Raw genomic sequence first — 25,987 nt, 5'->3', positions numbered from 1 at the left:
CCCACGAGCACCGTCCCACCTGAACAGAAGAGGCACCATGTCCACCACCCATCCCGGCCCGGTCACCCCGGGCTCCGACCCGCAGGCGTCGGCGATCATCGAGACGGCCACCGTCGCCCTCGACGTGAACGCCGGGTCCGACACCGCCGCGGTCATCACACATCTCGCCGGCCTGCTGGTCGAGACGGGGCGCGCGACGCAGGCCGACGGCCTCGTCGAGGCCGCGCTGGCCCGCGAGGCGCAGTCGCCCACCGGGCTGCCCGGCGGGATCGCCATCCCGCACTGCCGCACCGAGGGCGTCACGCGGGCGAGCCTCGCGTTCGCCCGCCTGGCACCCGGGGTCGATTTCGGCGCCGCCGACGGCCCCGCCGACATCGTGTTCCTCATCGCCGCACCGGCATCGGGTGGCTCCGAGCACATGAAGCTGCTGAGCGCGCTCGCCCGGGCTCTCGTCCGTCCCGACTTCGTCGCGTCGCTGCGCTCGGCGCCCGACGCCGCGACGGTCGTCGACCTCGTCGGCGACGTCGTGTCCCCGACCCCCGCCGCCGGCGCCACCGGTGCCGCCGCCGCGCCCGCCGCAGCCACCCCGGCGCCGGCCTCGGCCGAGCCGACCGGCACCACGGCGTCCGGGAAGCGCACGTCGATCGTCGCGATCACCGCGTGCCCCACCGGGATCGCCCACACCTACATGGCCGCCGACTCCCTCACCTACGCCGCCGAGCGTGCCGGGGTGGACTTCGTCGTCGAGACCCAGGGATCGTCGAAGTCGACCCCGGCCGACCCCGCGGTCATCGCGGCCGCCGACGCCGTCATCTTCGCCACAGACGTGGGCGTCAAGGGCCGCGAGCGGTTCGCGGGCAAGCCCGTCGTCGAGTCCGGCACCAAGCGCGCCATCAACGAGCCCGACGCCATGATCGCCGACGCCGTCGCCGCGGCGGGCAACCCGTCGGCTCCCCGGGTCTCGGGCACCGCGGCCGCCGCCGGCGCCGCATCCGCGTCGTCCGGCAGCGAGTTGGGCTGGGGCACCCGTCTGCGCCAGATCCTGCTGACCGGCGTCAGCTACATGATCCCGTTCGTCGCCGCGGGTGGTCTGCTCATCGCCCTCGGATTCCTGTTCGGCGGGTACGAGATCGCACTGAAGCCCGACGGTGCGACCGACCCGATCGGCGCCACCATCGCGCTGAGCAACAGCCTCACCAACCTGCCGTCCGGCGGGATCATGCAGTACCTCGGTGGGGTGTTCTTCGAGATCGGCTCGCTGGCGTTCTTCTTCCTGGTCCCGGCGCTCGCCGGCTACATCGCCTTCGCGATCGCCGACCGGCCCGGTCTCGCACCCGGTTTCACCGCGGGCTACATCGCCGCGACCGTGGGTGCCGGCTTCATCGGCGGCCTCGTCGGTGGTCTCATCGCCGGCTTCGTGGCGCTCTACATCAGCCGGATCCCGCTGCCGCAGTGGGCGCGCGGTCTCATGCCGGTCGTCATCATCCCGCTGCTGGCGACCCTGATCACCGGCGCGTTGATGCTCATGGTCCTGGGTCGTCCGCTGGCGTGGGTCACCCGCGAGCTGACCAGCGCGCTGTCGAACATGTCCGGCAGCTCCGCGATCATCCTGGGCATCGTGCTCGGCCTGATGATGTGCTTCGACCTCGGCGGCCCGGTGAACAAGGCCGCCTACGCGTTCGCCGTCCAGGGACTCGCCACCGGTGGTCCCGCCGAACTGCACATCATGGCCACGGTCATGGCGGCGGGCATGGTCCCGCCGCTGGCGATGGCCCTCGCCACCCTCGTCCGCCCGAAGCTCTTCACCGAGCCCGAGCGTGAGAACGGCAAGGCCGCGTGGCTGCTCGGTGCCTCGTTCATCTCCGAGGGCGCCATCCCGTTCGCCGCGGCCGACCCGCTGCGCGTCATCCCCTCGATGATGGCCGGCGGCGCGGTCACCGGCGCCATCACCATGGCGTTCGACGTGGGCCTGCGCGCCCCGCACGGCGGCATCTTCGTATTTTTCGCGATGAGCAACGTCCTCGGGTTCCTCGTGGCCCTCGCCGCGGGCACCGTGGTCGCCGCCGCGATCGTCGTCGCCCTCAAGGAGATGCGCGTCCGCACCACCAAGGACACCGTCACCGCCACCCCGGCCGCCACCCCCGTGGCAGCCTGACCACACCCGTCACCGAAGAAGGGACCCACCCCATGCCCAGCACCACCGTTCCGGTCGGCTCCGCCGTCGGACTGCACGCCCGGCCCGCGACGATCATCGCCGAGGCCGTCGCGGCCGCCGGCTCCGCCGTCACGCTCGCCGTCGAGGGCGGTGAGCCCGTCGACGCCGGTTCGGCCCTGATGATCATGACCCTCGGCGCGGAGAAGGGGACGCAGGTCGTCGTCACCGCCGACGACCAGCCCACGCTGGACTCGATCGCCGGCCTCGTCGCGAAGGACCTCGACGCCGACTGACCGACCGGTCCGACGAACGCGGCCCCCGATGCTCTCGAGCATCGGGGGCCGCGTCGTGTCCGGCTCCGAGGGTCCGGCGCAGGGGGCGTCAGACGGTCAGCTCCTGCAGTTCGCCGGCCAGCGCCGGTGGCACACGCACGTGCAGGCGTGTCCCGTCGACCACGTGCTCGGTGTCGAGCACGTCACCGTGGGCGTGGATGCGCGACACCAGATCCCCACGCGAGTACGGCACGAGGACGGTCATGTCGACGTCGTGACGACTCGCCACCTCGCGCACCCGCGCGAACAGGTCCTCGAGACCCGCACCGGTGACCGCCGAGACGAACACGGCGTCGGGGAACTCCCCGCGCAGCGCCGCGAGCACGAGGGGGTCGGCGCGGTCGATCTTGTTGATCACCAGGATCTCCGGGGGTGACACCGCGTCCTCTTCGGCGACGACGTCGGCGATGACCCGACGCACCGTCGAGATCTGGTCCATCGGCATCGGGTCCGACGCGTCGACAACGTGCAGGACGACGTCGGCGTCGACGACCTCCTCCAGCGTCGACCGGAACGCCTCGACGAGCTGCGTCGGCAGGTGGCGGACGAAGCCGACGGTGTCGGTGAACGTCACCTCGCGGCCGTCGTCCAGCGTGGCCCGGCGCGTGGTCGGGTCGAGGGTGGCGAACAGCGCGTCCTGGACCAGGACACCGGCTCCGGTCATCGCGTTGATGAGGCTGGACTTCCCGGCGTTGGTGTACCCGGCGATCGTGATGGTCGGCACCACCGACGACCTGCGCCGTGTACGACTCACGGTGCGGGCGGTCTTCATCCCGCGGATCTCGCGCCGCAGCTTAGCCATCCGCTCGCGGATGCGACGACGGTCGGTCTCGATCTTCGTCTCACCGGGACCGCGCAGGCCCACGCCGCCGTTGCTGCCGGCGCGACCGCCGGCCTGTCGGGACATGGACTCACCCCAGCCGCGCAGGCGCGGGAGCATGTACTCCATCTGTGCCAGCGCCACCTGCGCCTTGCCCTCCCGGGACGTGGCGTGCTGGGCGAAGATGTCGAGGATGAGCGCGGTGCGGTCGATGACCTTGACCTTGACCACCTTCTCCAGCGCGGTCAGCTGCGCCGGGGTCAGCTCGCCGTCGCAGATGACGGTGTCGGCGCCGGTCGCGAGGACGACCTCGCGCAGTTCATGGGCCTTGCCGGAACCGATGTAGGTCGCGGGGTCGGGTCGGTCGCGGCGCTGGACGACGCCGTCGAGGACCTCGGACCCGGCCGTCTCGGCGAGGGCGGCGAGCTCGGCCATACGTCCCTGCACGGCCTGCTGGGAGCCCTCGGTCCAGACACCGACGAGCACGACGCGCTCGAGGCGCAGCTGTCGGTACTCGACCTCGGTGATGTCGGTGAGCTCGGTGGACAGACCCGGCACACGCTGCAGCGACGACCGTTCGTCGAGCTGGAGCTCGCCGGTGGTCGGGGTGTGGCGGTAGCCGGTGATTGTGTCCTGTGTGTCGTCGTCGGCGTAGGCGACGCCGGAGGTGTTCTCGGTGAAGAAGGTGGTCTCCTCGGGGGAAGGACGCGACGGGGCGGTGCCCCGTCGGCGGTCGGGTTCGGTGATCGGATCGTGGTCGGGTGCCGCCATCAGTGACTCACACCGACGGTGCGACGTGCACCCGGTTTTCGGCGGGGCTGCCGGTCGCCTCCGGCAGGGAGACGGTCCCGACGGCGACGAGGCGCGACGGCCCACGCAGGGTGGCGCCGTCGTCGGTGATCGTCACGGTCACGGTGCCTCCCGGTATGTGAACGTCGAGGGCGCCCTGCGGCTTCCCGGTCTGGGCCAGCAGGGCCGCGGCCGCCGCGGCGACGGTCCCGGTGCCGCAGCTGCGGGTCTCCCCGACGCCGCGTTCGAGGACACGCATGTGGACGGAGCCGTCGCGGACGGGTGTGAGCACCTCGATGTTCACCCCGTGCGGGAAGACACCGGTGTCCACCACGGCGCCGCCGGTGAAGTCCAGGCGGTCGAGGTCGGCGACGGTGAGGTCGTCGACGACGCAGGCCAGGTGCGGGTTGCCGACGTCGACCGCGACCCCGTCGAGCTGTCGGCCCAGGGTCGTGCTGCTGCGTTCCCCGATCCGGACCGGTCCCATCTCCACGGTGACGTCGGCGTCGGCGGCATCGGCGGACCGGACGTGCACACGACGACCGCCGGCGCGGCTGCCGACGACGAACTCGGTGCGGTCGATGAGACCCGCGACGACGAGATGGTGCGCGAACACCCGCACGCCGTTGCCGCACATCTCGGCGATCGACCCGTCGGCGTTGCGGTAGTCCATGAACCAGTCGGAGCTCGACACGCCGGCCGGGATCTCGTCGAGCACACCCGCGATCACGAGTGCGTCGGTGCGCGCCACCCGCAGGAGACCGTCGCCGCCGATGCCGGCGCGGCGATCGCAGAGCGCGGCGACGAAGTCCTCGGTGAGGTCGAGCCGGGCCTGGTGGTCCGGGAGCAGCACGAAGTCGTTCTCGGTGCCGTGTCCCTTGACGAACGGGAGCGCGGTGTCGACGTCGGCCATCCCCCCAGGGTAGTCACCGAGCGTGCCTCAGCCGGGCTCGAGCACCGCCGCCACGGCGTCGACCAGCCCGGGGGCACCCGCGTCGAGCCAGTGCACCCGCGGGTCACGGCGGAACCAGGACCGCTGGCGGCGGACGTACCGGCGGGTACCGACGAACGTCGCCTCGACCGCGTCGGCCGGTGTCATCGTGCCGTCGAGGACGGCGAGGGCCTGCGCGTAGCCGATCGCGCGGGACGCGGTCCGCCCCTCGCGCAGCCCGTGCCCGACCAGTCCGGCGACCTCCGCGAGCAGCCCACCGGAGAACATCGCCTCGGTGCGGGACCGCAGGCGGTCGTCGAGCTCGGTGGTGTCGCGGTCGAGCCCGACGATCACGGTCGACCACCGCGGGGTCCCGATGCGCGGGGCCGAGGCGGCGAACGGCTCACCGGTGATCTCCACGACCTCGAGCGCACGGACGATCCGTCGACCGTCGGTGGGCAGGATCGACGCGGCCGCGTCGGGATCGACCTCCTGTAGGCGTGCGTGCATCGCGGCGACGCCCCGGTCGGCCAGTTCGTCCTCGAGGCGGGCGCGCACGGCGTCGTCGGTGGCGGGGAACGACCAGTCGTCGAGCAGCGACTGCACGTACATCATCGAACCGCCGACGATGACCGGGAGCCGACCGCGGGCGAGGATGTCCTCGACGTCGGCGCCGGCGGCGCGCTGGTAGCGCGCGACGGTCGCGATCTCGGTGACGTCGAGGACGTCGAGCTGGTGGTGCGGGATCCCGCGCCGCTGGGCGACGGGCACCTTCGCGGTGCCGACGTCCATGCCGCGGTACTGCTGCATCGCGTCGATGTTGACGATCTCCCCGCCCCACCGCTCGGCGATGTCGAGCGCGAGATCGGACTTGCCCGTGCCGGTCGGACCGACGACGGCCACCGGGCGATCAGGCACCGGCCGGCCCGATCCGCCACCAGGCGACGTGCCCACCCACGCCCAGGGGCGCACCGTGCCAGAGGGATTCGGATTCGACGACGGGGGTGCCGGCGTCGCGCACCACCGCGGCGGCGATCTGCAGGACCGCGCGACCGTCGATCCGCGCGCGGGCGCAGTCGTCGACGTCGAGGGCCGTCAGGGCGTCGAGATCGGCGCGGGCGATCGCGGCGTCGACCGTCGCCTGCACCGCGTCGGCGCCCTCGACGAGGCCACCCGGGGCCTTCGGGGTGAGACCGGTCGACCCGTCGGCGACGACGAGCAGCCCCGTCGGCGCGGGGTGGCCCGCGAGGAGATCGGCGACGACCCGGGCCGCAGACGTGACCCCGACGGCGTCGAGCGTCGGCGCGACCACCACCGGGTCGACGGTCACCGTGGGCGCCTCCTCGCTGCGCAGCCAGGCCGCCGCGAGCAGCGTCGTCGGCATCAGGTCGTCGACGTCGGTCGGGAACGCCCCGGGCTGCAGACGCACCCGGACGTCCACCCCGAAGCCGCGGTACGTCCCGTCGACGGGGAGGTCGCCGCACCGGATACCGGTGTCCCCGACCGGGACGGGATCGTGGACGTCGGCGGCACACAGGGCGACCCATCGACCCGGCGCCGCGGTGGCGAGACGGTCGGTCACCCGACGGGCCGCGAGCCGAGGTACGTCGAGATCGGCTGCGGGACCGGTCGTGTCGGGACCGGTGAGGGCGGGTACGAGCGACGGCGACCCCGGCACGATCGCGACGGCAGCGAGCACGCCTGCACACGCTACCGATCGAGCGCGTGGGGACGACGTGCGCGCGTGTCGGTCAGGCGACCGGTGCGCTGCGACGAGTGCGCACGAAAACGGACGGCACCTGTTTGAATGGTCTGCACCGCGCCCCCGGCGTGGGCTCGCCGCGCGGCGCGCGGCACGAGGACGGCAGCCGTGACGCGCGGCGAGGACGAAGGATCACGATGAGCGAGGACGCGGGCCGGGCGGCCCCCGAGGAGACCGGCACCGTCGACGACGCGAGCGCACCCCCGCCGCCGGAGGCGTCCGCCGCACCGGCAGCGGACACCGCCGTCGCCGCACCTCCCGCACAGAGCACCTCCGCACAGAGCACCTCCGCACCCAGCCCGTCCGCGATGCCGCCGGCACCTCCCAAGCCCGGTCCACGCCCCGGTCCCCGACCGGGACCGCGCCCGACGCCGGTCCCCCGACCCGCCGCCGTTCCCGTCGAGACGCCCCGTGCGCGGCCCGCGTCGGACCCGTCGCTGTTCGGCCGCGTCGACGACGATGGCACGGTCTGGCTCATCGAGGACGGCACCCCGCGGGTCATCGGCTCCTGGCAGGCCGGGACACCCGCGGAGGGCCTCGCCCACTACGGCCGCCGCTACGACGACCTGGCCACCGAGATCGAGCTGCTGGAGGAGCGCCTGTCCGCCGGCACCGGCGACCCGCGCAAGACGAAGGCGTCGGCGATCGCGGTGCGCGACACCCTCGCCGACGCCGCGGTGATCGGGGACGTCCCCGCGCTGCGGGCACGCCTGACCGCGGTGATCGACGGGGCCGACGGCGTCGCCGTCGAGCGCACGCGGGCTCGCGACGCCGCGCGGGCGGCCGCCGTCGCCCGCAAGGAGGAACTCTGCGCCGAGGCGGAGACGATCGGCGCCGAGAGCACCCAGTGGAAGCACGCCGGTGACCGGCTGCGCGCGATCCTCGACGAGTGGAAGACGATCAAGGGCGTCGACCGCAAGACCGACGACGTGCTGTGGCGGCGCTACGCCAAGGCGCGCGACGCCTTCAACCGTCGCCGCGGCGCCCACTTCGCCGAACTCGACCGGGAGCGTGCGGGTGCCCGCGCGCGCAAGGAGGAGATCATCGTCGAGGCGGAGTCGTTGTCGTCGTCGACGGACTGGGGCGTCACGGCCGGCCGTTTCCGCGAGCTGCTGGCCGACTGGAAGGCCGCCGGTCGCGCGCCGCGCGACTCCGACGACGCCCTGTGGGAACGCTTCAAGGCCGCCCAGGACGTGTTCTTCGCGGCGCGCAACGCCGCGCAGTCCGAACGGGACGAGGAGTTCGCGGCGAACGCCGACGCCAAGCAGGCACTGCTCGACGAGGCGGAGAAGTCCGTGGACCCGTCGGCCGACCTCGACGCGGCTCGCCGCGCCTTTCGCGACATCCGCGAACGGTGGGACGCGATCGGCAAGGTGCCCCGTGAGCGGATGCAGTCACTGGAACGCGGCATCCGGGCCATCGAGAAGCGGGTCCGCGACGCCGAGGAGACCCACTGGCACCGCACCGATCCCGAGGTCGCAGCCCGCGCCGAGCAGTTCCGGTCCCGCGTCGCCCAGCTCGAGGAGCAGGCGGAGAAGGCCGCCGCGCGCGGGAAGGACAAGGACGCCGCGGACCTGCGTGCCCAGGCACAGCAGTGGCGTGAGTGGGCCGCCGCCGCGGACAACGCCGTCGGCGGCCGCTAGGGCCGGATCAGGCCTTCGACCCCGCGCCGCCGTCGGTGCCCTCGGCATCGCCGGCCGCCGAGCCCCCGCCGGACGCGTTCCGGCCGTCCACCGACCTCTGCAGCGACCGTGCCCGGTCCTCGGCCTCGCGGGCCTCGTCGCGTCGCTGCGCCTCCAGCGCCAGGTGGTACGACGTGCGCGCCCACACGACGCGTGACCAGTGGAAGACGATGACGATCAGCGCGAACCACCCCAGGACCAGTCCCGGGCCGACGCCGTGCGGCGGGGTCACGCCGTTGACGCCGGGGGTGTTCCGCGACCACCAGGCGAGCATCCCGGCGACGCACCCGACGGCGCTGCCGCAGAGGGCCACGAACGCGACCGTCCACCGACGGGTCACCAGCGCCAGCATCGAGAAGCCGATGCCGAACACCACCAGCAGGTAGACGAACACCCGCGAGGTGATGGTCACGCGTTCGTCGCGCGCGGCGCCGGAGAACGTCAGCACGTCGATGCCGTTGGCGGCGCCGGTGTGCGGGAGCACCATCGCGACGATGGCCACGAGCACCGCACCCGCCACGACGACCGCGCGGGCGCCCGGTTCGATCTCGCCGGCGATCTTGCGCTCGGCCTTGCGCAGGTCCCCCTCGAGCTGTTCGAGACCCGCGGGTGCACCCGAGCCGGTGCCGTGCTGACTGTCGCTCATGCCGAACATCCTTCCGAACACGACGCCGCGGGGCTCGCGGTCGCCGTCAGAGCAGGGGCGCCGACACCCGGCATCCCCAGGCCGACGCCGATCGGCGGCGTCGACGGTGTGCGCCCCGCCTCCCACGCGTCCCCCGCACGGGTCCGACGGTGCGCGCGCAGGCCGCCGTCGGCGACGAGGTGGTGGGGTGCGGCCTCGGTGACGACGGTCTCCACGAGATCGCCGGCGCGGATCGCCCCGTCCGGGCCCGCGTCCGGGGCGAGGAAGTGGACGAGCCGGCCGTCGCGGGCACGCCCGGTCCGTCGACCGGTGACGGCGCCCTTGCGCCCGCTCTCGGCCATCACCAGCAGCTCGACCTCCGTGCCCACCAGACGGCGGTTCTCCTGCAGGCAGATGTCGTCCTGCAGCGCCGTGAGCCGCAGGTAGCGCTCGCGGATGACGTCGGCGGGGACCTGATCGGGCAGGTCGGCGGCGGGTGTCCCAGGCCGCTTCGAGTACTGGAACGTGAACGCCGAACTGAACCGAGCGCGCTCGACGAGGTCGAGCGTGGCGGCGAAGTCCTCCTCGGTCTCCCCGGGGAACCCGACGATGATGTCGGTGGTGATCGCCGCGTGCGGCATGGACTCGCGCACCTCGTCGAGGATGCGCAGGAAACGGTCCCGGCGGTAGCTGCGACGCATCGCCCGCAGGATCCGGTCGGAGCCGGACTGCAGCGGCATGTGCAGCTGCGGACACACCGACGGGGTCTCCGCCATCGCCGCGATGACGTCGGAGCGGAACTCGGCGGGGTGCGGTGAGGTGAAGCGCAGCCGCTCGAGACCGTCGACGGACCCGATCGTGCGCAGCAGCTCCGCGAACGCCGACCGGTCGCGCGGCGTGTCGGGGTCGGCGAAGGACATCCCGTACGCGTTGACGTTCTGCCCCAACAGCGTCACCTCGAGCACGCCCTGCTCGACGAGCGCCTCCACCTCGGCGAGCACGTCGCCGGGTCGACGGTCGACCTCCTTGCCGCGCAGGGACGGCACGATGCAGAACGTGCAGGTGTTGTTGCACCCGACCGAGATCGACACCCAGCCGGCGTAGGCCGACTCACGGCGCGCGGGCAACGTCGACGGGAAGGCGCTCAGCGACTCCTCGATCTCGACCTGCGCGGTCTCGTTGTGGCGGGCCCGGTCGAGCAGGGCCGGCAGCGACCCCAGGTTGTGGGTGCCGAACACGACGTCGACCCACGGGGCGCGGTCGACGACCGTCGACCGGTCCTTCTGGGCCAGGCAGCCGCCGACGGCGATCTGCATCCCCGGCCGACCCGCCTTCACCGGCGCCAGGTGCGACAGGTTCCCGTAGAGCTTGTTGTCGGCGTTCTCCCGCACCGCGCACGTGTTGAAGACGACCAGGTCGGCCTCGTCGTCGCTCGTCGCACGCTCGTATCCCGCGTCCTCCAACACGCCGCTGATGCGTTCGGAATCGTGGACGTTCATCTGGCAGCCGTACGTCTTCACCTGATAGCGGCGGGGGGCGTCCGACAGGGGGCTCGCGGGGTGGGTGACCGGGGCGTTCATCGACCACCAGGGTACGTCCGCCCGGGCCTGGGACCCCAGTCGCGCCGGTGTGGCCGACGCCTCCCCGGGGCGACGAACCCCGACGGAGCGGCCGCCGCAACAGTAAAGTCCTCTTTGCTCTCGGCACACCCCGCCGGTGGGCAGCACCGTCGAACAGCGAGGTTGCACCCCATGACCGTTTCGCAGACCGGCCCGGCGACACCGGACACCGGGCAGGCGCCCCCGATGATCTCCCTGCGGGGTGTCGACAAGTACTTCGGTGACCTGCACGTCCTCGACCACATCGATCTCGAGATCCCCCGCGGTCAGGTGGTCGTGGTCCTGGGACCGTCCGGGTCGGGCAAGTCGACCCTGTGTCGCACCATCAACCGGCTCGAGCCGATCGACGCCGGCGAGATCCGCGTGGACGGGACGGTGCTCCCGTCGGAGGGCAAGGAACTCGCGCGGCTGCGCACCGACGTCGGCATGGTGTTCCAGTCGTTCAACCTGTTCGCCCACAAGACGATCCTCGAGAACGTGACCCTCGCCCCGATCAAGGTGCGCAAGAAGGACAAGGCGGAGGCCCGCGCGAACGCCGAGCAGCTCCTCGCGCGGGTCGGCATCGCCGAACAGAAGGACAAGTACCCCGCCCAGCTCTCCGGCGGCCAGCAGCAGCGCGTCGCGATCGCCCGGTCGTTGGCGATGGAGCCGAAGGTGATGCTGTTCGACGAGCCGACCTCCGCACTGGACCCGGAGATGGTCAACGAGGTGCTCGATGTCATGGTCTCCCTGGCCAAGGAGGGCATGACCATGGTGGTGGTGACTCACGAGATGGGCTTCGCCCGCAAGGCCGCGGACCGTGTGGTGTTCATGGCCGACGGCGCCGTCGTCGAGGACACCGACCCCGAGAGCTTCTTCACCGCGCCGTCGTCGGACCGCGCGAAGGACTTCCTCGGCAAGATCCTGGGCCACTGATGCACCCGACCACCCGACGCCCCCGGCTGCGCGCGACCGCGCTCGCCGTCCTCTCCCTCGCCGTCGCCGCCGGCGTCGTGTCCGCCTGCGGCAACACCAACCCCCGCGACCTGCTCGGGTCGATCCGCGACGGGTCGGTCATCCTGGGCACCAAGTACGACCAGCCGGGTCTCGGTCTGCGCGAACCCGACAAGGACTTCACCGGTTTCGACACCCTGGTCTCCCGCTACGTCGTCGACTCCATCGCCGCCGACATGGGCGTGAAGACGCCGAAGATCACGTGGCGCGAGACGCCATCGGCCCAGCGCGAGACCCTCATCGAGAACGGCGAGGTCGACATGATCGCCGCCACCTACTCGATCAACGCGGCACGGTCGAAGCGCGTCGCGTTCGCGGGGCCGTATCTCGTCAACTACCAGGGTCTCCTGGTCCGCCGCGACGACACCGGCATCCGCACCCTCACCGATCTGGACAAGGGCAAGAAGCTCTGTTCGGTGACCGGGTCGACACCGGCGCAGAACGTCAAGGCCCAGTTGCCGCGAGTCCAGTTGCAGGAGTACGACTCCTACTCCGGCTGCGTCGAGGCGCTCCGCCAGGGCAAGGTCGACGCACTCACGACCGACGAGGTGATCCTCGCCGGCTTCGCCGACTTCGACATCTACAAAGGGGATTTCCGGGTCGTCGACATGACCTATCCGAAGAACGCGTGCGTGACGTCGTCGGGGAAGAAGGTCCTCCGCAAAGAGGGTGCCCCGTTCTCCACCGAGCGTTACGGCATCGGCATGGCCAAGAACTACCCCCAGGCGGTGGCCGCGGTGAACACGGCGCTGCAGAAGATGTTGACCCCGGACGGGTCCGGGACGTCGCCGTGGGAGCGGGCCCTACGGTCCTCGATCGGTGACACCGAGGTCGAGAAGCTGATGTCGCGTGCGGCGGCACCGGATTCGCCCTTCACCTTCACCCCGAAGCCTGGCGACCTGTCGTTCCTCGACTCCCCGTCGACGCCCTGCCCGGCAGGTCTGTCATGAACGAGTTGTGGTCGGACATGGGCCCCGCGCTGTGGCCCGCGTACTGGACGACGCTGAAGCTGACGTTCTTCTCCGCGATCGGATCCCTGGTCTGGGGCACGATCCTGGCCGCGTTCCGGGTGTCGCCGGTCCCGGTGATGCGCGCGTTCGGCACGGGGTACGTGACGATCGTCCGCAACACCCCGCTGACGCTCATCGTCATCTTCTGCTCGATCGGGCTCTACCAGAACCTGGGTCTCACGCTCGCACCCGAGAACGAGAACTTCGTCGAGAACAACAACTTCTGGCTAGCTGTCCTCGGGTTCGTGCTCTACACGTCGACCTTCGTGTGCGAGACGTTGCGGTCGGGGTTCAACACCGTGCCGCTGGGTCAGGCCGAGGCCGCCCGGTCGCTCGGACTCGGGTTCGGTCGCGTCTTCGGGTTGGTGGTGCTCCCCCAGGCCGCGCGGTCGGTGATCGGCCCGATGGGCAGCGTGCTCATCGCGCTGACGAAGAACACCACGATCGCCTCGGCGATCGGCGTCGCGGAGGCGTCGCTGCTCATGAAGGAGCAGATCGAGAACCACGCCGACCAGATCATCGCCATCTTCGCGATCATCGCGGTCGGCTTCATGATCATCACCCTGGCGGAGGGCTACGTGTTCGGCTGGCTGGCACGACGACTGGCGGTGCGACGATGAGCGGCGCCACCGTCCTCTACGACTCCCCCGGCCCGCGGGCCCGACGGCGCAACGCCGTCATCGCGGCGGTGTTCGGGCTCGTGCTCGTGGCCCTGATCGTGTTCGTGCTCGTGACGCTGGCCGGCAACGACCAGTTGACCGCACAGAAGTGGAAGCCGTTCGTCACCGCGACCACGTGGACGACCTACCTGCTCCCCGGTCTCTGGGGCACGCTGACAGCCGCGGCGCTGTCGATCGTCTTCGCGCTGGTGCTCGGTGGCGTCCTTGGCATCGGTCGACTCTCGGAACACCGGTGGGTCCGGATGGTGTCGGGTGCGGTCGTCGAGACCTTCCGCGCGATCCCCGTGCTGATCCTCATGATCTTCGCCTACTACCTGTACGCGGAATACGCCGTCTTCCCGTCGCTGCGACTGTCGTTCGCGGCCGTCGTGACGGGCCTGACGCTGTACAACGGCTCGGTCATCGCCGAGATCATCCGGTCCGGCATCCTGTCGCTGCCGTCGGGGCAGTCCGAGGCCGCGCAGGCCCTCGGACTCCGTCCCGGTCAGACGATGCGACTGATCCTGCTGCCGCAGGCGGTGACGGCGATGCTCCCAGCGTTGATCTCTCAGATGGTGATCGCACTCAAGGACAGTGCGCTGGGCTATGCGATCGGCTACATCGAGGTCGTCCGCTCGGGCATCCAGTCGGCGTCGTTCTACGGCAACTACCTGCCCGCGCTGGTGGTCGTCGCGGTCGTCATGATCGTCATCAACACGGGGCTGTCGCAGCTGGCCACGACGGTGGAGCGGCGCATCCGGACCGGACGTCGCAAGGAGACGGCTGTTCCCGCGGACGAGACCCGCTCGCAGGTCGGCACCGCCGGCGCCTGAGACGTCAGGCGGCGGGCGCGGTCAGCACGCGGGGACCGTCGTCGGTGATCGCAACGGTGTGTTCGCTGTGCGCGGCCATGGATCCGTCGGCCATCCGCAACGTCCACCCGTCGTCGTCGACGACGAGGTCGGGCGCGCCACGCGACCACCACGGTTCGAGGGCGAGGGTCATCCCGGCGCGCAGTCGCAGGCCCTTCCCGGCCCGGCCGCGGTTCGACACGTGCGGGTCCTCGTGCATCGTCCGCCCGAGACCGTGCCCGCCGAAGTCGGTGTTGACGCGGTAGCCGTGCGCGTCGGCCACCGAGCCGATCGCAGCGGAGACGTCCCCGAGGCGGTTCCCCGGGACCGCCGCCGCGACAGCGGCGTCCAGCGCCCGCCGGGTGGAATCGATCAGCGCGACATCGCCGTCCTCGCGCGGGGTCCCGACGACGACGGTGACGGCCGAGTCCGCGACCCAGCCGTCGACGGAGACGGCCAGGTCGAGGGACAACACGTCCCCGTCGGCGAGCACATGGGGGCGTGGGCGACCGTGCAGGACGGCGTCGTTCACCGACAGGCAGACGACGTTGCGGAACGGGCCACGGCCGAAGGACGGGGCGTAGTCCCAATAACAGGACACGGCGCCTGCGTCGGCGAGGAGATCACGTGCGTGGTGCTCGATCTCCATGACGTCGACGCCGGGGCGCGCCTGCTCCGACAGTGTCGTGAGCATGTGTGCCACCACCGCGCCCGTGGCGGCCATGGCGTCGATCTCCCCCGCCGACTTCAGCTCGATCATGTTCGCCACTCCTCCGCCTGCCCACCGCATCGGTATTTCTATACCGATGCGACGATAACAGACGCGGTATCGAAATACCGCTGAGCGTCTACCCTGATCACATGGTGCGCATCCCCCTCACGCCCGAGCAGCTCGAGGCGGGCCGACGGCTCGGCACCCTCATCCGCGCCGCCCGCGGCGACCGTGACCCCGCCGAGGTCGCCACGGCAGCCGGGATCTCACCGGAGACACTGCGCAAGATCGAGGTCGGTCGCATCCCAAGCCCCGGGTTCGGGACAGTGGTCGCGCTCTGCGAGGCGATCGGGCTGCCGGTCGACCAGGCCGTCGAGGCCTGGAGGGGCGCCACCCGGGGTCGACTCGCCGGCTGACCGCACCGGCCGCTCGAATCCCAGGAGCGGTCCCGTGATTCAGACGAGGTCGTCGAGAGCGCTGCGCACGAGATCGAACGCCACGTTCGCCGGGTATCCCCGGCGGGCGAGCATCGCCACCAGGCGTCGCGTGTGCTTGTCCCGATCCGCGCGGTCGGCGATGTCGGCCGCCGAGAGCGACGCCGTCTTGCGGTCGAGCAGGTCCGCGGCACGGTCCCGCTCGTCGTCGTCGCCGACGAGTGCGAGCGCACTCTCCGCGACGGCGGGGTCGACTCCTTTGCCGCGCAGCTCGTTCCGCAATGCGATCCGACCACGCCCGTTGTTGCGGTGCCGCGACTCGACCCACTGCCGGGCGAACTCGGCGTCGTCGATCAGACCCATCTCGGTCAGCCGGGCGAGGGTCTCCTCGACCTGTGCGGGCGAGAAGTCCTTGTCCAGCAGACGGGTTCGCAGTTCCGCGTGCGACCGCGCGCGGACGCCGAGCAACCGCAGCGCGCTGTCCCACGGCGACGCGCCGGACGATGCCGACGACGACCGGCCGGCAGGCGCCTCGGATGCGGCCGCGGACTGCGGACCACGATGCGGTGCGCGACTCGCCGCCTCGCGCCCCGACCCGGCGACGGCTGGTCGGGGGCGGGCGACGATCTCCTCGGTGGCCGACCGCAGTCGGTCGATGGCGTGCGGATCCACCGCGGCTCCCCGGCCCCGGGAAATCAGAAGTCGACGGGCGCGGGCGCGATGTCGTCCGCGTCGAGGACGGCGCCGATGCCCAGCTTCTCCTTGATCTTCTTCTCGATCTCCTCGCGGATGTCGACGTTCTCGATCAGGAACTTGCGGGCGTTCTCCTTGCCCTGGCCGAGCTGATCGCCCTCGTAGGTGAACCACGAGCCGGACTTGCGTATGAAGCCCTCGGCCACACCGAGGTCGATCAGCGAGCCCTCGCGGCTGATGCCGTGGCCGTACAGGATGTCGAACTCGGCCTGCTTGAAGGGCGGCGACACCTTGTTCTTGACGACCTTGACGCGGGTGCGGCTGCCGACCGCATCGGTGCCGTCCTTCAACGTCTCGATGCGACGGATGTCGAGGCGGACCGAGGCGTAGAACTTCAGTGCCTTGCCACCGGTCGTGGTCTCCGGAGAGCCGAACATCACGCCGATCTTCTCGCGCAGCTGGTTGATGAAGATGACGGTGGTCTTCGAGTTGTTCATCGCACCGGTCATCTTGCGCAGCGCCTGGCTCATCAGGCGCGCCTGCAGACCGACGTGGCTGTCACCCATCTCGCCCTCGATCTCGGCGCGCGGCACCAGCGCGGCCACGGAGTCGATGACGAGGATGTCGAGCGCGCCGGAACGGATGAGCATGTCGGCGATCTCCAGCGCCTGCTCACCGGTGTCCGGCTGGGAGACCAGCAGCGCGTCGGTGTCGACACCGAGCTTGGCCGCGTAGTCCGGGTCGAGCGCGTGCTCGGCGTCGACGAACGCCGCGATGCCGCCGTTGGCCTGCGCGTTGGCCACCACGTGCAGGGCGACGGTGGTCTTGCCCGAGGACTCCGGGCCGTAGATCTCGATGACACGGCCGCGGGGCAGGCCGCCGATGCCGAGCGCCACGTCGAGGGCGATGGAGCCGGTCGGGATGACCTCGATCGGCTGCCGCACCTCCTCGCCGAGGCGCATCACCGACCCCTTGCCGAAGTTCTTGTCGATCTGCGCCAGCGCCAGATCGAGGGCCTTCTCGCGGTCCTGCGGTGCGGTTGCCATGATGCTCCTCGCGTCTCGTGCGGCCCGTCGGCGAGCCGGTGCTTCTCGATGCGCGTCACGCTAGGGCCTGCCTCCGACAACGACGGTCTCGTCGGGGCCGGGGGCTGTGGACGGCGGACATCTGTGGATGCCCGCCGGCGCTGCGCGATCGAACGACGTCAGACTATCCCGAACACGTGTTCGACGCCCGTACCGACACGCCGGGCGTGTCGGCAGGGCGTCACCAGCGGTCGCGGGGGACGTCGAACTCGCGGCAGTAGGCCTGCCAGACGGCCTTCGGGTCGACGCCGTCGTCGAGCGCGCGGGCACCCGTGCGGTTGTCGAACTCGACGAAGACGTGGTCGCGGAGCATGGACTCGGCGGCGACGGATCCGAACTCGGTGTACATCAGCTCGGTGAACTCGGTGAGGCGCATCGACTCCCGAGCCTAGCCATCACGAACGGTGCTCCCCCACCACGGCGTGGCACACGGCGACCGGGTCGGCGACGTCACGGGCGCCGAGCGCGGCCCGGCGGGCGCCGGCGGCGACGCCGGGGTCGGCGAGGACGGCGAGGCAGGCGGCGCGGACGGCCGCGACGTCCGGCGGCCGGACACAGGCACCGACGCCGGCACGCTGCACCCGGTTCGCGAGCTCCCACTGGTCGCCACCCCCGGGCACGGCGACGACGGGGACGCCCGCGGCGAGACTCTTCGCCAGCATCCCGTGGCCGCCCCCGCACACCACCGCCGACGCCCCGGCGAGCACCCGGTCCTGCCGTGCGGTCCCGGCGACGGCCCAGGGCGGGAGGTCACCGACGGCGACGTCGAGGGCCGAGATCACCACCCGCACACCGACCCCCGTGACCTCCGGGTCCAGCGCGGCGAGAGCCGTCTCCACGAGGTCCGTGACGCCGGTGGCCGCGGTCGACGGCGCGACCACGACGAGCGGCCCGTCCCCGGCCGGCGGGGCGAACTCCTCGTCGGTCGGCTCCCACAGCAGCGGCCCGACGACGTGCGCGCGGGAGGGCCAGTCCGGGCGCGGCAGCTCGAGCACCGGGAGGGTCGCGATCAGCTGCGCCGCCGGTCCGGGCGCGGCGGCGGGCAGCCCGATCGACACGCGCGCCGCGCCCCGCTGTCGTTCACCCGTCGCCCGCGACCGCGCGGTGAGCGCCCGCATGATCGTGTCGCGTACGCGCCCGAGCGGTCCCCGTCCCGGTGCCAGGCCGCTGCCGATCGGGGGCAGGCCACGGGAGGGTTCGTAGAGAGGGTGCGGCGAGAGCTCGACCCACGGCAGACCGAGTGTCTCGGCGGCCCATCCCCCGCACACGGTGATCACGTCGCCGACGACGAGGTCCACGTCCTGCTCGCCCAGCGGGCCGACGAGGTCGGTCGTCATCTGCGCGGCGCGGACGGAGAGTCTCGCCCCCGCGTCGGAGTCGTCGCCACCGGTGCGGTCCAGCCCGGGCAACGGCAGCAGCGTCACCCGCTCGTCGCTCGCCTCCCGGGGACGCCAGCGTCGGTGCCATGGTTCCCCGGTGAACACGATCGCGTCGTCCCCGGCCGCGGCGAGGCGTCGGGCGAGAGCGATGGCTGGGATGGCATGTCCGGCATCGGGTCCCGCGACGAGAGCGATCCGCACACCGCTCCCTTCCCGAGCTCGTGGCCGGCTCAGACCGGCGTCTTCGTCACCTCGTCCCGCGCGGGACGGGTCGCCCAGCGGTAGACGCTGACCGCGCCGATCACGACGAGCGCGATGACGGCGAGCGCCGCCACGCCCTTCACCAGCGCGACGACCAGTCCGAACAGAAGCCAGACGGCCACCACGGCGAGTGCGATCTTCCACCACATGTCATGTCCTCCGAGATCCACGGCCGACGTCGGTCGTCGACCCGTGCTCTCAGCGTCACCCGAGCCGACCCCGCCTGTCACCGGTGCGCGCCGAAAGCGGGGGGAAGATCAGGGACTCCCCGGAGGTACCGCCCCGGCCACGTCAGGCGTTCTCGGGGCCCTTCTGGAGGTCCGGCCGACCGCTCTCGATGCCGGGTGTGGCGGTGCCACCCGATCCGGACGGCAACTCGCCCTTCATGTTCGCGCGGATCTGCTCGAGCCGTGAGTGGCCGGCCATCTGCACCGAGGCCTGCTGGACCTCCATCATGCGTCCGCCGACGGTGTTGCGGGACAGCTCCGCCGAGCCCAGCGCCGTGGCGTAGCGCCGCTCGATCTTGTCGCGCACCTGCTCGAGGCTGGGCGTGTTGCCGGGCGCGGACAGCTCACTCATCTGCTGCAGCGAGCTCGACACCTGTTCCTGCATCTTGGCCTGCTCCAGCTGCGAGAGCAGCTTGGTCCGTTCGGCGAGCTTCTGCTGCAGCATCATCGAGTTCTGCTCGACGGCCTGCTTCGCCTGGGCGGCGGCCTGCAGCGACTGGTCGTGCAGGGTCTTGAGGTCCTCGACGCTCTGCTCGGCGGTGACCAGCTGGGCGGCGAACGCCTCGGCGGCGTTGGTGTACTCGGCGGCCTTGGCCTGATCGCCGGCGCCTGCGGCCTGGTCGGCCAGCGTCAACGCCTGACGGGTGTTGGCGTTGAGCTTCTCGACCTCCTCGAGCTGCCGGTTGAGCTTCATCTCGAGCTGGCGCTGGTTGCCGATCACGTTCGCGGCCTGCTGCGACAGCGCCTGGTGCTGGCGCTGGGCGTCCTCGATGGCCTGCTGGATCTGGATCTTCGGGTCGGCCTTCTCGTCGATGGTGGCGTTCCCGTAGGCCATCATGTAGCGCCAGGCCTTGACGAATGGGTTCGGCATGGATGCCCCTGTCCTCGATGAGCCGCGGTCGGCGGGCCCTCGCGGGCCCGCGCCGCATCGTGGTCACCAATCTAGCGGGAGTGATGACGACCCACACGGACCCCGGCGGGTCGCGGCGGTCAGGCCGCGGTGAGCGCCCCGGACTCGCTCGGGGCCGGGATCACGACCCGGGTGTCGGGGTCGATGCGGGCGTCGACGGGGACGATCCGACGCATCGCGGCACCGGCGTCGCTCACGACGTCGCCGATGTCCACCCGCAGGGCGCCGCAGATCGACGCCAGCAACTCACTGGACGCCTCTTTCTGGCCACGTTCGATCTCCGACAGGTACCCCAGACTCACGCGGGCGTCGGTGGAGACCTGACGCAGCGTCCGACCCTGCTCGATGCGCACGCGACGGAGACTGTCGCCGAGTGCCTCGCGTAACAACGCTGCCATGTGCGGTCCTCCTGGATCCTCCACCGGGTGGAACGCGCGGGCGACCCGATGCGTTCCCCGGGTCCGGCCGACTCTAGTCCCGGCGGGGCGACGGCGCCGGACGCGTGCCCGCGGCGGCGCGACGGCGCCCGGCGGACCGGACGCGCAGCGCCTGCCAGACGTAGTCGAGCCCGGTCACGATCGTCATCACGATCGCGGCGGCCATGACGACCACCGCGGCCCAGTGCACGGGCCCCGGCAGAGGCAGGATGTAGAGACCGATCGCCACCGCCTGCAGCAGGGTCTTCAGCTTGCCGCCGCGGCTGGCGGGGATGACCGCGTGCCTCAGCACCCAGAACCGCAGTCCGGTGACGCCGAGCTCGCGGACGATGATCACGACGGTGACCCACCAGGCCAGGTCGTGGAGGACCGACAGGCCGACGAGTGCCGCACCGATCAGCGCCTTGTCGGCGATCGGGTCGGCCATCTTCCCGAAGTCGGTGACCAGCCCGCGGCTGCGGGCGATGCGGCCGTCCACCTGATCGGTCACCGCGGCGACGGCGAACACCGCCCACGCGATCACCCGCCAGAGCGTGTCGTGGCCGCCGTCCCAGAACAGCGTCACCAGGAAGACGGGCACGAGGGCGATGCGGAAGACCGTCAGCGCGTTGGCCAGGTTGACGACGGGGACGTCGCTGACCGGGTCCGTGATCGGGTCGTCGTGCCTGGCGCGCAGCGAGTCGCGCATGCGCTCGGTCATCGCCGCGGTCCTGCTGCCGCCGGGCGCGTCGCCGCACGGGCACGGCGACACCGCGAGACGGTCCCGTGTCGCGCGTCACCCACGGCGACGACACTATCGGCCGGTCGGGCACGGTCACCGTGCAGGTCACCGATTACTGTGTCGCGCATGGCAGACGACGAGCCGCGTCCGCGCGCGCCGGGTGCCGGTGAGGTCGTCGTCCGACGCGCCCGCACCTCGGATGTCGCGCGGATCAAGCAGATCGTCGACATGTACGCCGGTCGCATCCTGCTGGAGAAGAACCTGGTGACCCTCTACGAGGCGGTCCAGGAGTTCTGGGTGGCCGAGATCGACGGGGTGGTCGTGGGATGCGGTGCGCTGCACGTCCTGTGGGCCGATCTCGGTGAGGTGCGCACCGTCGCCGTCGACACCTCCTACGTCGGGCGCGGCATCGGTCACCGCATCGTCGAGAAGTTGATGGCGTGTGCGCGCGACCTGCAGCTGACCCGAGTGTTCGTGCTCACCTTCGAGACCGACTTCTTCGGGCGGCACGGGTTCGCCGAGATCGACGGGACCCCCGTCACCGCCGAGGTGTACGAGGAGATGTGCCGGTCCTACGACGCGGGCGTCGCGGAGTTCCTCGACCTGAGCTACGTCAAGCCGAACACCCTCGGGAACACGCGGATGCTCGCGACCCTCGACTGAGGGCCGCGAGCACCGGTGTGACTACGTGTCCGACGTCGCCGTGGTCGACTCGGCCACCGCGGGGGTCCCCCCGGTGCCGCCCGAGTCCTTCCTGGACTTCACCAGGCTGGCGACGGTGGTGATCACGAGGACGCCGAGGATGACGCTCAGCGACAGACCCGTCGAGATCTCCGGGACGGTCACGTGCTCGCCACCGTTGACGAACGGCAGGGTGTTCTCGTGCAGCGCGTGCAGCACCAGCTTGACGCCGATGAAGCCGAGGATGATCGACAGGCCCCACGAGAGGTAGACCAGCTTGTCGAGCAGTCCGTCGAGCAGGAAGAACAGCTGACGCAGACCCATCAACGCGAACGCGTTGGCGGTGAACACGATGTAGGGCTCGGTCGTCAGACCGTAGATGGCCGGGATCGAGTCGAGCGCGAACAGCACGTCGGTGAAGCCGATGACGATGAGCACCATGAGCATCGGGGTCGCGAGACGCTTGCCGTTGATCTTGGTGAACAGCTTGTCGCGGTTGTACTCGTCGGTGGTGCGCAGGTACTTCTTGACGAACTTCATGATGGCGCTGTCGGCCTCGTCGTCCTCCTCCTCGTGGGAGGTGGCCTCACGGATGAGCTTGACCGCCGTGTAGATGAGGAACGCGCCGAACAGGTAGAACACCCAGCTGTAGGCGTTGATGGCCGCCGCGCCGACCGCGATGAACGCGCCGCGCATCACCAGCGCCATCACGATGCCGAGAAGCAGCACCTTCTGCTGGTACTCCCGGGGCACCGCGAACTTCGCCATGATGATGACGAAGACGAAGAGGTTGTCGACCGACAGTGCCTTCTCGGTGACGAAGCCGGCGTAGTACTCACCGCCGTACGTGCCGCCGTACTGCCACCAGATGAACCCGCCGAACACCAGGGCGAGGGCGATGTAGACCGCCGACCACGACCCCGACTCCTTCAACGAGGGGGCGTGTGGCGTACGGACGTGGGCGAAGAAGTCGAAGACGAACAGTCCGATGATCACCACGATGGTGACCAACCAGACGGTCAGGGACACGTTCACGACAGGATTCCTCCAGCTCTCCATGCAAGGGCGCCAGAGGTCTCTCCCACCCGATCAGCGATCGGGCCGACATCCCGGAACAGGGGCACACACCGATGATCCGCACCGGTGCGACCGCTGAACGTATTGACGAGACTGCCGCGACAGGGATACTCCCCTCGAAAGCAAAGACCACTTTACCTTTGGTTTGTCACGCGTGCATCGTCGCAGGTCAGAGGGCGGGGCTTTCGGACGAGTCGGTCATTCGTCCCCGCCGGACCCCGCGACGCCGCCCCGGATCGAGGCCATGACGCCTGCGAGGTCCTCGGGCTTGACGAGCACCTCGCGCGCCTTCGACCCCTCGCTCGGTCCGACGACCCCGCGCGTCTCCATCAGGTCCATCAGGCGGCCCGCCTTGGCGAAGCCGACGCGCAGCTTGCGCTGGAGCATGGACGTGGACCCGAACTGACTCGACACGACGAGTTCGATGGCCTGCAGCAGGTCGTCGAGGTCGCCGCCGATGTCGGCGTCGATGTCCTTGCTGTCGCTCGCCTTCTGGGTGGTGACGCCCTCGTCGTACTGGGGGTCGGCCTGCTCCTTGGCGAAATCGACGACGGCCGCGATCTCCTCGTCGGTGATGAACGCGCCCTGCATGCGGATCGGACGGTTCGCGCCCATCGGGATGAACAGGCCGTCGCCCATGCCGATCAGCTTCTCCGCGCCGGGCTGGTCGAGGATGACGCGCGAGTCGGTCAGCGACGAGGTCGCGAACGCCAGCCGCGACGGCACGTTCGTCTTGATGAGACCGGTGACGACGTCCACCGACGGGCGCTGGGTCGCCAGCACCAGGTGGATACCGGCGGCGCGCGCCTTCTGGGTGATGCGGACGATGGCGTCCTCGACGTCCTTCGGCGCGGTCATCATGAGGTCGGCGAGCTCGTCGACGATGGCCAGGATGTACGGGTACGGCCGGTAGACGCGCTGCGACCCCAGCGGGGTGCTGATCTCCCCCGACCGCACCTTGGCGTTGAAGTCGTCGATGTGGCGCACCCGCGACGCCTTCATGTCCTGGTAGCGCTGCTCCATCTCCTCGACGAGCCACGCCAGCGCGGCCGCGGCCTTCTTCGGCTGCGTGATGATCGGGGTGATGAGGTGCGGGATGCCCTCGTAGGGCGTCAGTTCGACCATCTTGGGGTCGATCAGGATCATCCGCACGTCCTCGGGCGTCGCCCGCGTCAGCAGCGACACCAGCATGGAGTTCACGAAGCTCGACTTGCCCGAGCCGGTGGAGCCGGCGACCAGCAGGTGCGGCATCTTCGCCAGGTTCGCCGAGACGAAGTCGCCCTCGATGTCCTTGCCGAGGCCGATGACGAGCGGGTGCTTGTCCTTGCGCGTGGTCGGCGCCTTGAGGACGTCGGCCAGCCGCACCATCTCGCGGTCGGAGTTCGGGACCTCGATGCCGACGGCGGACTTGCCGGGGATCGGCGCGAGCAGCCGGACGTTGTCGGTGGCCGCGGCGTAGGCAATGTTGCGCGCCAGGGCCGTGATCTTCTCCACCTTCACACCGGGTCCGAGCTCTACCTCGTACCGGGTGACGGTCGGACCCCGGGTGAAGCCGGTGACGGCGGCGTCGATCTTGAACTGCTCGAGCACCGCGGTGATCCGGTCGATCATGTCGTCGTTCGACGCGCTGCGGGTGCGGGGCGGCTCGCCGTCGATGAGCAGCGACGCCGGCGGGAGGCGGTAGTCGCCGTCCACCGGACGGTCGACGAGCTCGTCCGTGTCGGTGACCGCGGGTGCAGGCGTGGGCGGCGTCGCGGTCTTCTTCGGTGCGGCACGACGACGGCGGGGCAGGACCTCGGTGACCTGCTCGGCCGCCGGCGCCGGCGGGGTGTCGTCGATGACGGGCTCGGTGAGCGCCTCGCTCGCCGTGACGGGACGGTGGCGTCCGACCGGCGGGTCGGGTGGGTAGTTGTCGTACGGGTCGTCGCCGTAGGCCGGCGTCTCGTCGACGTCGTAGGGCGGCGGGTCCTCGTCGTACCAGTCGTCGGCGTCGAGGTCGTCGGCATGAAGGTCGTCGGGGTCGGCTCGTCGGTGGCCGATGCCGAGGTAGTCGCCGGCGCGGGTGACGGCCTCGCGCACCGTCATGCGGAGCGCGAGAAGGACGCCGAACACCATGCACAGCAGCAGGATCGGGACGGAGACCCAGGCGGTGAGGCCTGCGGTCAGGGGCCCGGCGGCGGCAAAGCCGAGGAAGCCGCCGGCACGCAGGCGGCCGTCGAAGTCGATGGGCGCGCCGGCGACGAGGTGCCAGAGCCCGAGCAGAGGCAGGCCGATCAACAGCACGACACCGACTCGACGTCCCCGATCGGCGGGGTTCGGTCCCCGACGCATGAGGGCGACGGCCGCGACCACCGCCAGGATCGGGACCACCACGGCCGCCGACCCGACGACCGCGCGCACGAGGGTGTCGACGAACGCCCCGATCGGCCCCGCGGCGTGGACCCACACCGACGCCCCGATGAGGATGGCCGCGGCGATGAGGCCCAGGGCCACCCCGTCGCGGCGGTGGTCGGTCTGAGCGGGCGCGTCGACCGCACCGGCGGGGCCACCGAACGGGTCGTCGTCGAGGTCGTCGACGGCGTCGAGGTCCGCGTCGCGGTCGCGGTCGCGGTCGTGGACCGCGGCCGCGGGGTGCGTACCCACCCGCGCCAGCGAGCCGACGCCGCGGGCCATTGCCATCCAGCCGGCGCCGAGACCGCGGCCCACTCCCCGACCGACGGCCTTGGCCGCCGACCGCTGGGGCGGCGCGTCCTCGAAGCGGTCGTCGACCATGGTCGACGAGGTGCGGCGGGTCGCAGCGGTGGACCGGGAAGCGGTCGTCTTCCCACCCCGGGATGCCGACCCCGACCGTGCGGTGGACCGCGTCGCCGACCCCGAGCTCGACGTCCTCGAGGTGGAGCGCGACGCGGTGGACCGGCTGCTGCGCGAGGTGCCGGCGGACGCGGTGCCGGACCGGCGCGTGCCGGTGGATCGACGTCCCGAGGCGGCCTTCGACTGCGACGCGGGCGCGGCGGAGCGGCGGGCCGTCGACTTGGGGCTCATGCCGCTCAGGATAAACCGCATCCGTCACAGAAGCCCCGTCCACCTCACCGGTCACACGGGCGGTGTGTCTGTTTCGTGATGTGCGACGCGGCGGACGTCG

The 25,987-nt window shown here is 71.1% G+C and carries 27 protein-coding genes; 10 read left to right on the top strand and 17 right to left on the bottom strand.

Translation table 11 applies throughout. The features are described from left to right. Nucleotides 1–37: 37 nt before the first annotated feature. Both LX12_RS01200 and LX12_RS01195 read left to right on the top strand, forming a co-directional pair. Complete coding sequence (locus tag LX12_RS01200) at nt 38–2,155, top strand: PTS fructose transporter subunit IIABC (RefSeq protein WP_253652678.1); 2,118 nt, start codon at nt 38–40, stop codon at nt 2,153–2,155. A 32-nt stretch (nt 2,156–2,187) separates the two neighbouring features. Further along, nucleotides 2,188–2,448: an HPr family phosphocarrier protein gene (locus LX12_RS01195; protein WP_253652677.1), complete on the top strand. Its 261-nt coding sequence runs from the start codon at nt 2,188–2,190 to the stop codon at nt 2,446–2,448. 88 nt (nt 2,449–2,536) lie between these two features. Here LX12_RS01195 and hflX read toward each other — a convergent pair whose 3' ends face one another. Genes hflX through LX12_RS01175 form a run of 4 tightly spaced genes read right to left on the bottom strand, consistent with a single transcriptional unit; the run spans nt 2,537 to nt 6,726 of the window. Continuing rightward, nucleotides 2,537–4,078: a GTPase HflX gene (gene hflX, locus LX12_RS01190; RefSeq protein ID WP_253652676.1), complete on the bottom strand. Its 1,542-nt coding sequence runs from the start codon at nt 4,076–4,078 to the stop codon at nt 2,537–2,539. Nucleotides 4,079–4,085: 7 nt separating this feature from the next. Next, nucleotides 4,086–5,009: a diaminopimelate epimerase gene (dapF, locus tag LX12_RS01185; RefSeq protein WP_253652675.1), complete on the bottom strand. Its 924-nt coding sequence runs from the start codon at nt 5,007–5,009 to the stop codon at nt 4,086–4,088. A 27-nt stretch (nt 5,010–5,036) separates the two neighbouring features. Continuing rightward, complete coding sequence (gene miaA / locus LX12_RS01180) at nt 5,037–5,945, bottom strand: tRNA (adenosine(37)-N6)-dimethylallyltransferase MiaA (protein WP_253652674.1); 909 nt, start codon at nt 5,943–5,945, stop codon at nt 5,037–5,039. Beyond that, nucleotides 5,938–6,726: a class III extradiol ring-cleavage dioxygenase family protein gene (locus LX12_RS01175; protein WP_253652673.1), complete on the bottom strand. Its 789-nt coding sequence runs from the start codon at nt 6,724–6,726 to the stop codon at nt 5,938–5,940. The genes miaA and LX12_RS01175 overlap by 8 nt, the downstream gene beginning before the upstream one ends. Nucleotides 6,727–6,926: 200 nt before the next feature. Here LX12_RS01175 and LX12_RS01170 point away from each other — a divergent pair, with 200 nt between their 5' ends. After that, entirely contained in the window at nt 6,927–8,432 is a 1,506-nt protein-coding gene (locus LX12_RS01170) for a DUF349 domain-containing protein (protein WP_372504891.1), read from the top strand. Between the two features lie 7 nt (nt 8,433–8,439). On the opposite strand, the gene LX12_RS01165 is transcribed toward LX12_RS01170, so the two are convergent. Together LX12_RS01165 and miaB are read right to left on the bottom strand one after the other, a co-directional pair. After that, nucleotides 8,440–9,117: an Rv2732c family membrane protein gene (locus tag LX12_RS01165; RefSeq protein WP_253652672.1), complete on the bottom strand. Its 678-nt coding sequence runs from the start codon at nt 9,115–9,117 to the stop codon at nt 8,440–8,442. After that, a complete protein-coding gene (gene miaB, locus LX12_RS01160; protein WP_253652671.1) occupies nt 9,114–10,676 on the bottom strand; it encodes a tRNA (N6-isopentenyl adenosine(37)-C2)-methylthiotransferase MiaB in 1,563 nt (520 codons plus the stop codon). Before miaB ends, LX12_RS01165 begins: the two co-directional genes overlap by 4 nt. 225 nt (nt 10,677–10,901) lie before the next feature. Here miaB and gluA point away from each other — a divergent pair, with 225 nt between their 5' ends. Genes gluA through LX12_RS01140 form a run of 4 tightly spaced genes read left to right on the top strand, consistent with a single transcriptional unit; the run spans nt 10,902 to nt 14,210 of the window. Continuing rightward, nucleotides 10,902–11,630, top strand: a complete 729-nt coding sequence (gluA, locus tag LX12_RS01155; protein ID WP_253653134.1) for a glutamate ABC transporter ATP-binding protein GluA — start codon at nt 10,902–10,904, stop codon at nt 11,628–11,630. Then, on the top strand, nt 11,630–12,658 hold the full coding sequence (locus tag LX12_RS01150; RefSeq protein ID WP_253652670.1) for a glutamate ABC transporter substrate-binding protein: 1,029 nt from the start codon (nt 11,630–11,632) through the stop codon (nt 12,656–12,658). Before gluA ends, LX12_RS01150 begins: the two co-directional genes overlap by 1 nt. Beyond that, entirely contained in the window at nt 12,655–13,338 is a 684-nt protein-coding gene (locus LX12_RS01145; protein ID WP_253652669.1) for an amino acid ABC transporter permease, read from the top strand. Before LX12_RS01150 ends, LX12_RS01145 begins: the two co-directional genes overlap by 4 nt. Further along, nucleotides 13,335–14,210 carry an amino acid ABC transporter permease gene (locus LX12_RS01140; RefSeq protein ID WP_253652668.1) on the top strand — a complete coding sequence of 292 codons (876 nt, stop codon included), beginning with the start codon at nt 13,335–13,337 and terminating at the stop codon, nt 14,208–14,210. Before LX12_RS01145 ends, LX12_RS01140 begins: the two co-directional genes overlap by 4 nt. Nucleotides 14,211–14,214: 4 nt before the next feature. Here the strand turns inward: LX12_RS01140 and map are convergent, their stop codons facing one another. Then, on the bottom strand, nt 14,215–14,988 hold the full coding sequence (map, locus tag LX12_RS01135) for a type I methionyl aminopeptidase (RefSeq protein ID WP_253652667.1): 774 nt from the start codon (nt 14,986–14,988) through the stop codon (nt 14,215–14,217). A gap of 101 nt (nt 14,989–15,089) precedes the next feature. On the opposite strand from map, the gene LX12_RS01130 reads away from it, so the two are divergent. Continuing rightward, the gene (locus LX12_RS01130; protein ID WP_253652666.1) at nt 15,090–15,356 is read left to right on the top strand and encodes a helix-turn-helix domain-containing protein; all 267 of its coding nucleotides are present in this window, start codon (nt 15,090–15,092) and stop codon (nt 15,354–15,356) included. A gap of 39 nt (nt 15,357–15,395) precedes the next feature. Here the strand turns inward: LX12_RS01130 and LX12_RS01125 are convergent, their stop codons facing one another. The 8 genes from LX12_RS01125 to pgsA form a co-directional block, all read right to left on the bottom strand. Next, nucleotides 15,396–16,046, bottom strand: a complete 651-nt coding sequence (locus LX12_RS01125; protein WP_253652665.1) for a regulatory protein RecX — start codon at nt 16,044–16,046, stop codon at nt 15,396–15,398. Nucleotides 16,047–16,069: 23 nt separating this feature from the next. After that, on the bottom strand, nt 16,070–17,113 hold the full coding sequence (recA, locus tag LX12_RS01120) for a recombinase RecA (protein ID WP_253652664.1): 1,044 nt from the start codon (nt 17,111–17,113) through the stop codon (nt 16,070–16,072). Nucleotides 17,114–17,333: 220 nt separating this feature from the next. Then, complete coding sequence (locus LX12_RS01115; protein WP_253652663.1) at nt 17,334–17,528, bottom strand: DUF3046 domain-containing protein; 195 nt, start codon at nt 17,526–17,528, stop codon at nt 17,334–17,336. A gap of 19 nt (nt 17,529–17,547) precedes the next feature. Further along, nucleotides 17,548–18,732, bottom strand: coding sequence for a glycosyltransferase (locus LX12_RS01110; protein ID WP_253652662.1), 1,185 nt, complete (start codon nt 18,730–18,732; stop codon nt 17,548–17,550). 29 nt (nt 18,733–18,761) lie between these two features. Further along, complete coding sequence (locus tag LX12_RS01105) at nt 18,762–18,941, bottom strand: hypothetical protein (protein WP_253652661.1); 180 nt, start codon at nt 18,939–18,941, stop codon at nt 18,762–18,764. A gap of 142 nt (nt 18,942–19,083) precedes the next feature. Next, nucleotides 19,084–19,890 carry a PspA/IM30 family protein gene (locus LX12_RS01100; protein WP_253652660.1) on the bottom strand — a complete coding sequence of 269 codons (807 nt, stop codon included), beginning with the start codon at nt 19,888–19,890 and terminating at the stop codon, nt 19,084–19,086. A 119-nt stretch (nt 19,891–20,009) separates the two neighbouring features. Beyond that, entirely contained in the window at nt 20,010–20,327 is a 318-nt protein-coding gene (locus LX12_RS01095) for a helix-turn-helix domain-containing protein (protein ID WP_253652659.1), read from the bottom strand. 73 nt (nt 20,328–20,400) lie between these two features. Further along, nucleotides 20,401–21,066: a CDP-diacylglycerol--glycerol-3-phosphate 3-phosphatidyltransferase gene (gene pgsA, locus LX12_RS01090; protein ID WP_253652658.1), complete on the bottom strand. Its 666-nt coding sequence runs from the start codon at nt 21,064–21,066 to the stop codon at nt 20,401–20,403. 147 nt (nt 21,067–21,213) lie between these two features. Here pgsA and LX12_RS01085 point away from each other — a divergent pair, with 147 nt between their 5' ends. After that, nucleotides 21,214–21,750 (top strand): amino-acid N-acetyltransferase, encoded by a 537-nt coding sequence (locus tag LX12_RS01085; protein WP_253652657.1) that lies wholly within the window; start codon nt 21,214–21,216, stop codon nt 21,748–21,750. Nucleotides 21,751–21,771: 21 nt separating this feature from the next. Here LX12_RS01085 and LX12_RS01080 read toward each other — a convergent pair whose 3' ends face one another. Further along, nucleotides 21,772–22,803: a TerC family protein gene (locus LX12_RS01080; protein ID WP_253652656.1), complete on the bottom strand. Its 1,032-nt coding sequence runs from the start codon at nt 22,801–22,803 to the stop codon at nt 21,772–21,774. Between the two features lie 240 nt (nt 22,804–23,043). Further along, on the bottom strand, nt 23,044–25,617 hold the full coding sequence (locus LX12_RS01075; protein ID WP_253652655.1) for a DNA translocase FtsK: 2,574 nt from the start codon (nt 25,615–25,617) through the stop codon (nt 23,044–23,046). On the opposite strand from LX12_RS01075, the gene LX12_RS01070 reads away from it, so the two are divergent. Further along, nucleotides 25,616–25,966 carry a hypothetical protein gene (locus tag LX12_RS01070; protein WP_253652654.1) on the top strand — a complete coding sequence of 117 codons (351 nt, stop codon included), beginning with the start codon at nt 25,616–25,618 and terminating at the stop codon, nt 25,964–25,966. The two genes, LX12_RS01075 and LX12_RS01070, sit on opposite strands and share 2 nt — an antisense overlap. Nucleotides 25,967–25,987: the final 21 nt, after the last annotated feature.

It is taken from the genome of Williamsia serinedens (assembly GCF_024171725.1).
GTDB lineage: Bacteria > Actinomycetota > Actinomycetes > Mycobacteriales > Mycobacteriaceae > Williamsia_A > Williamsia_A serinedens.
Note: the sequence above shows the minus strand (reverse complement) of the source record. Positions and strands in the feature narration are given on the sequence as shown.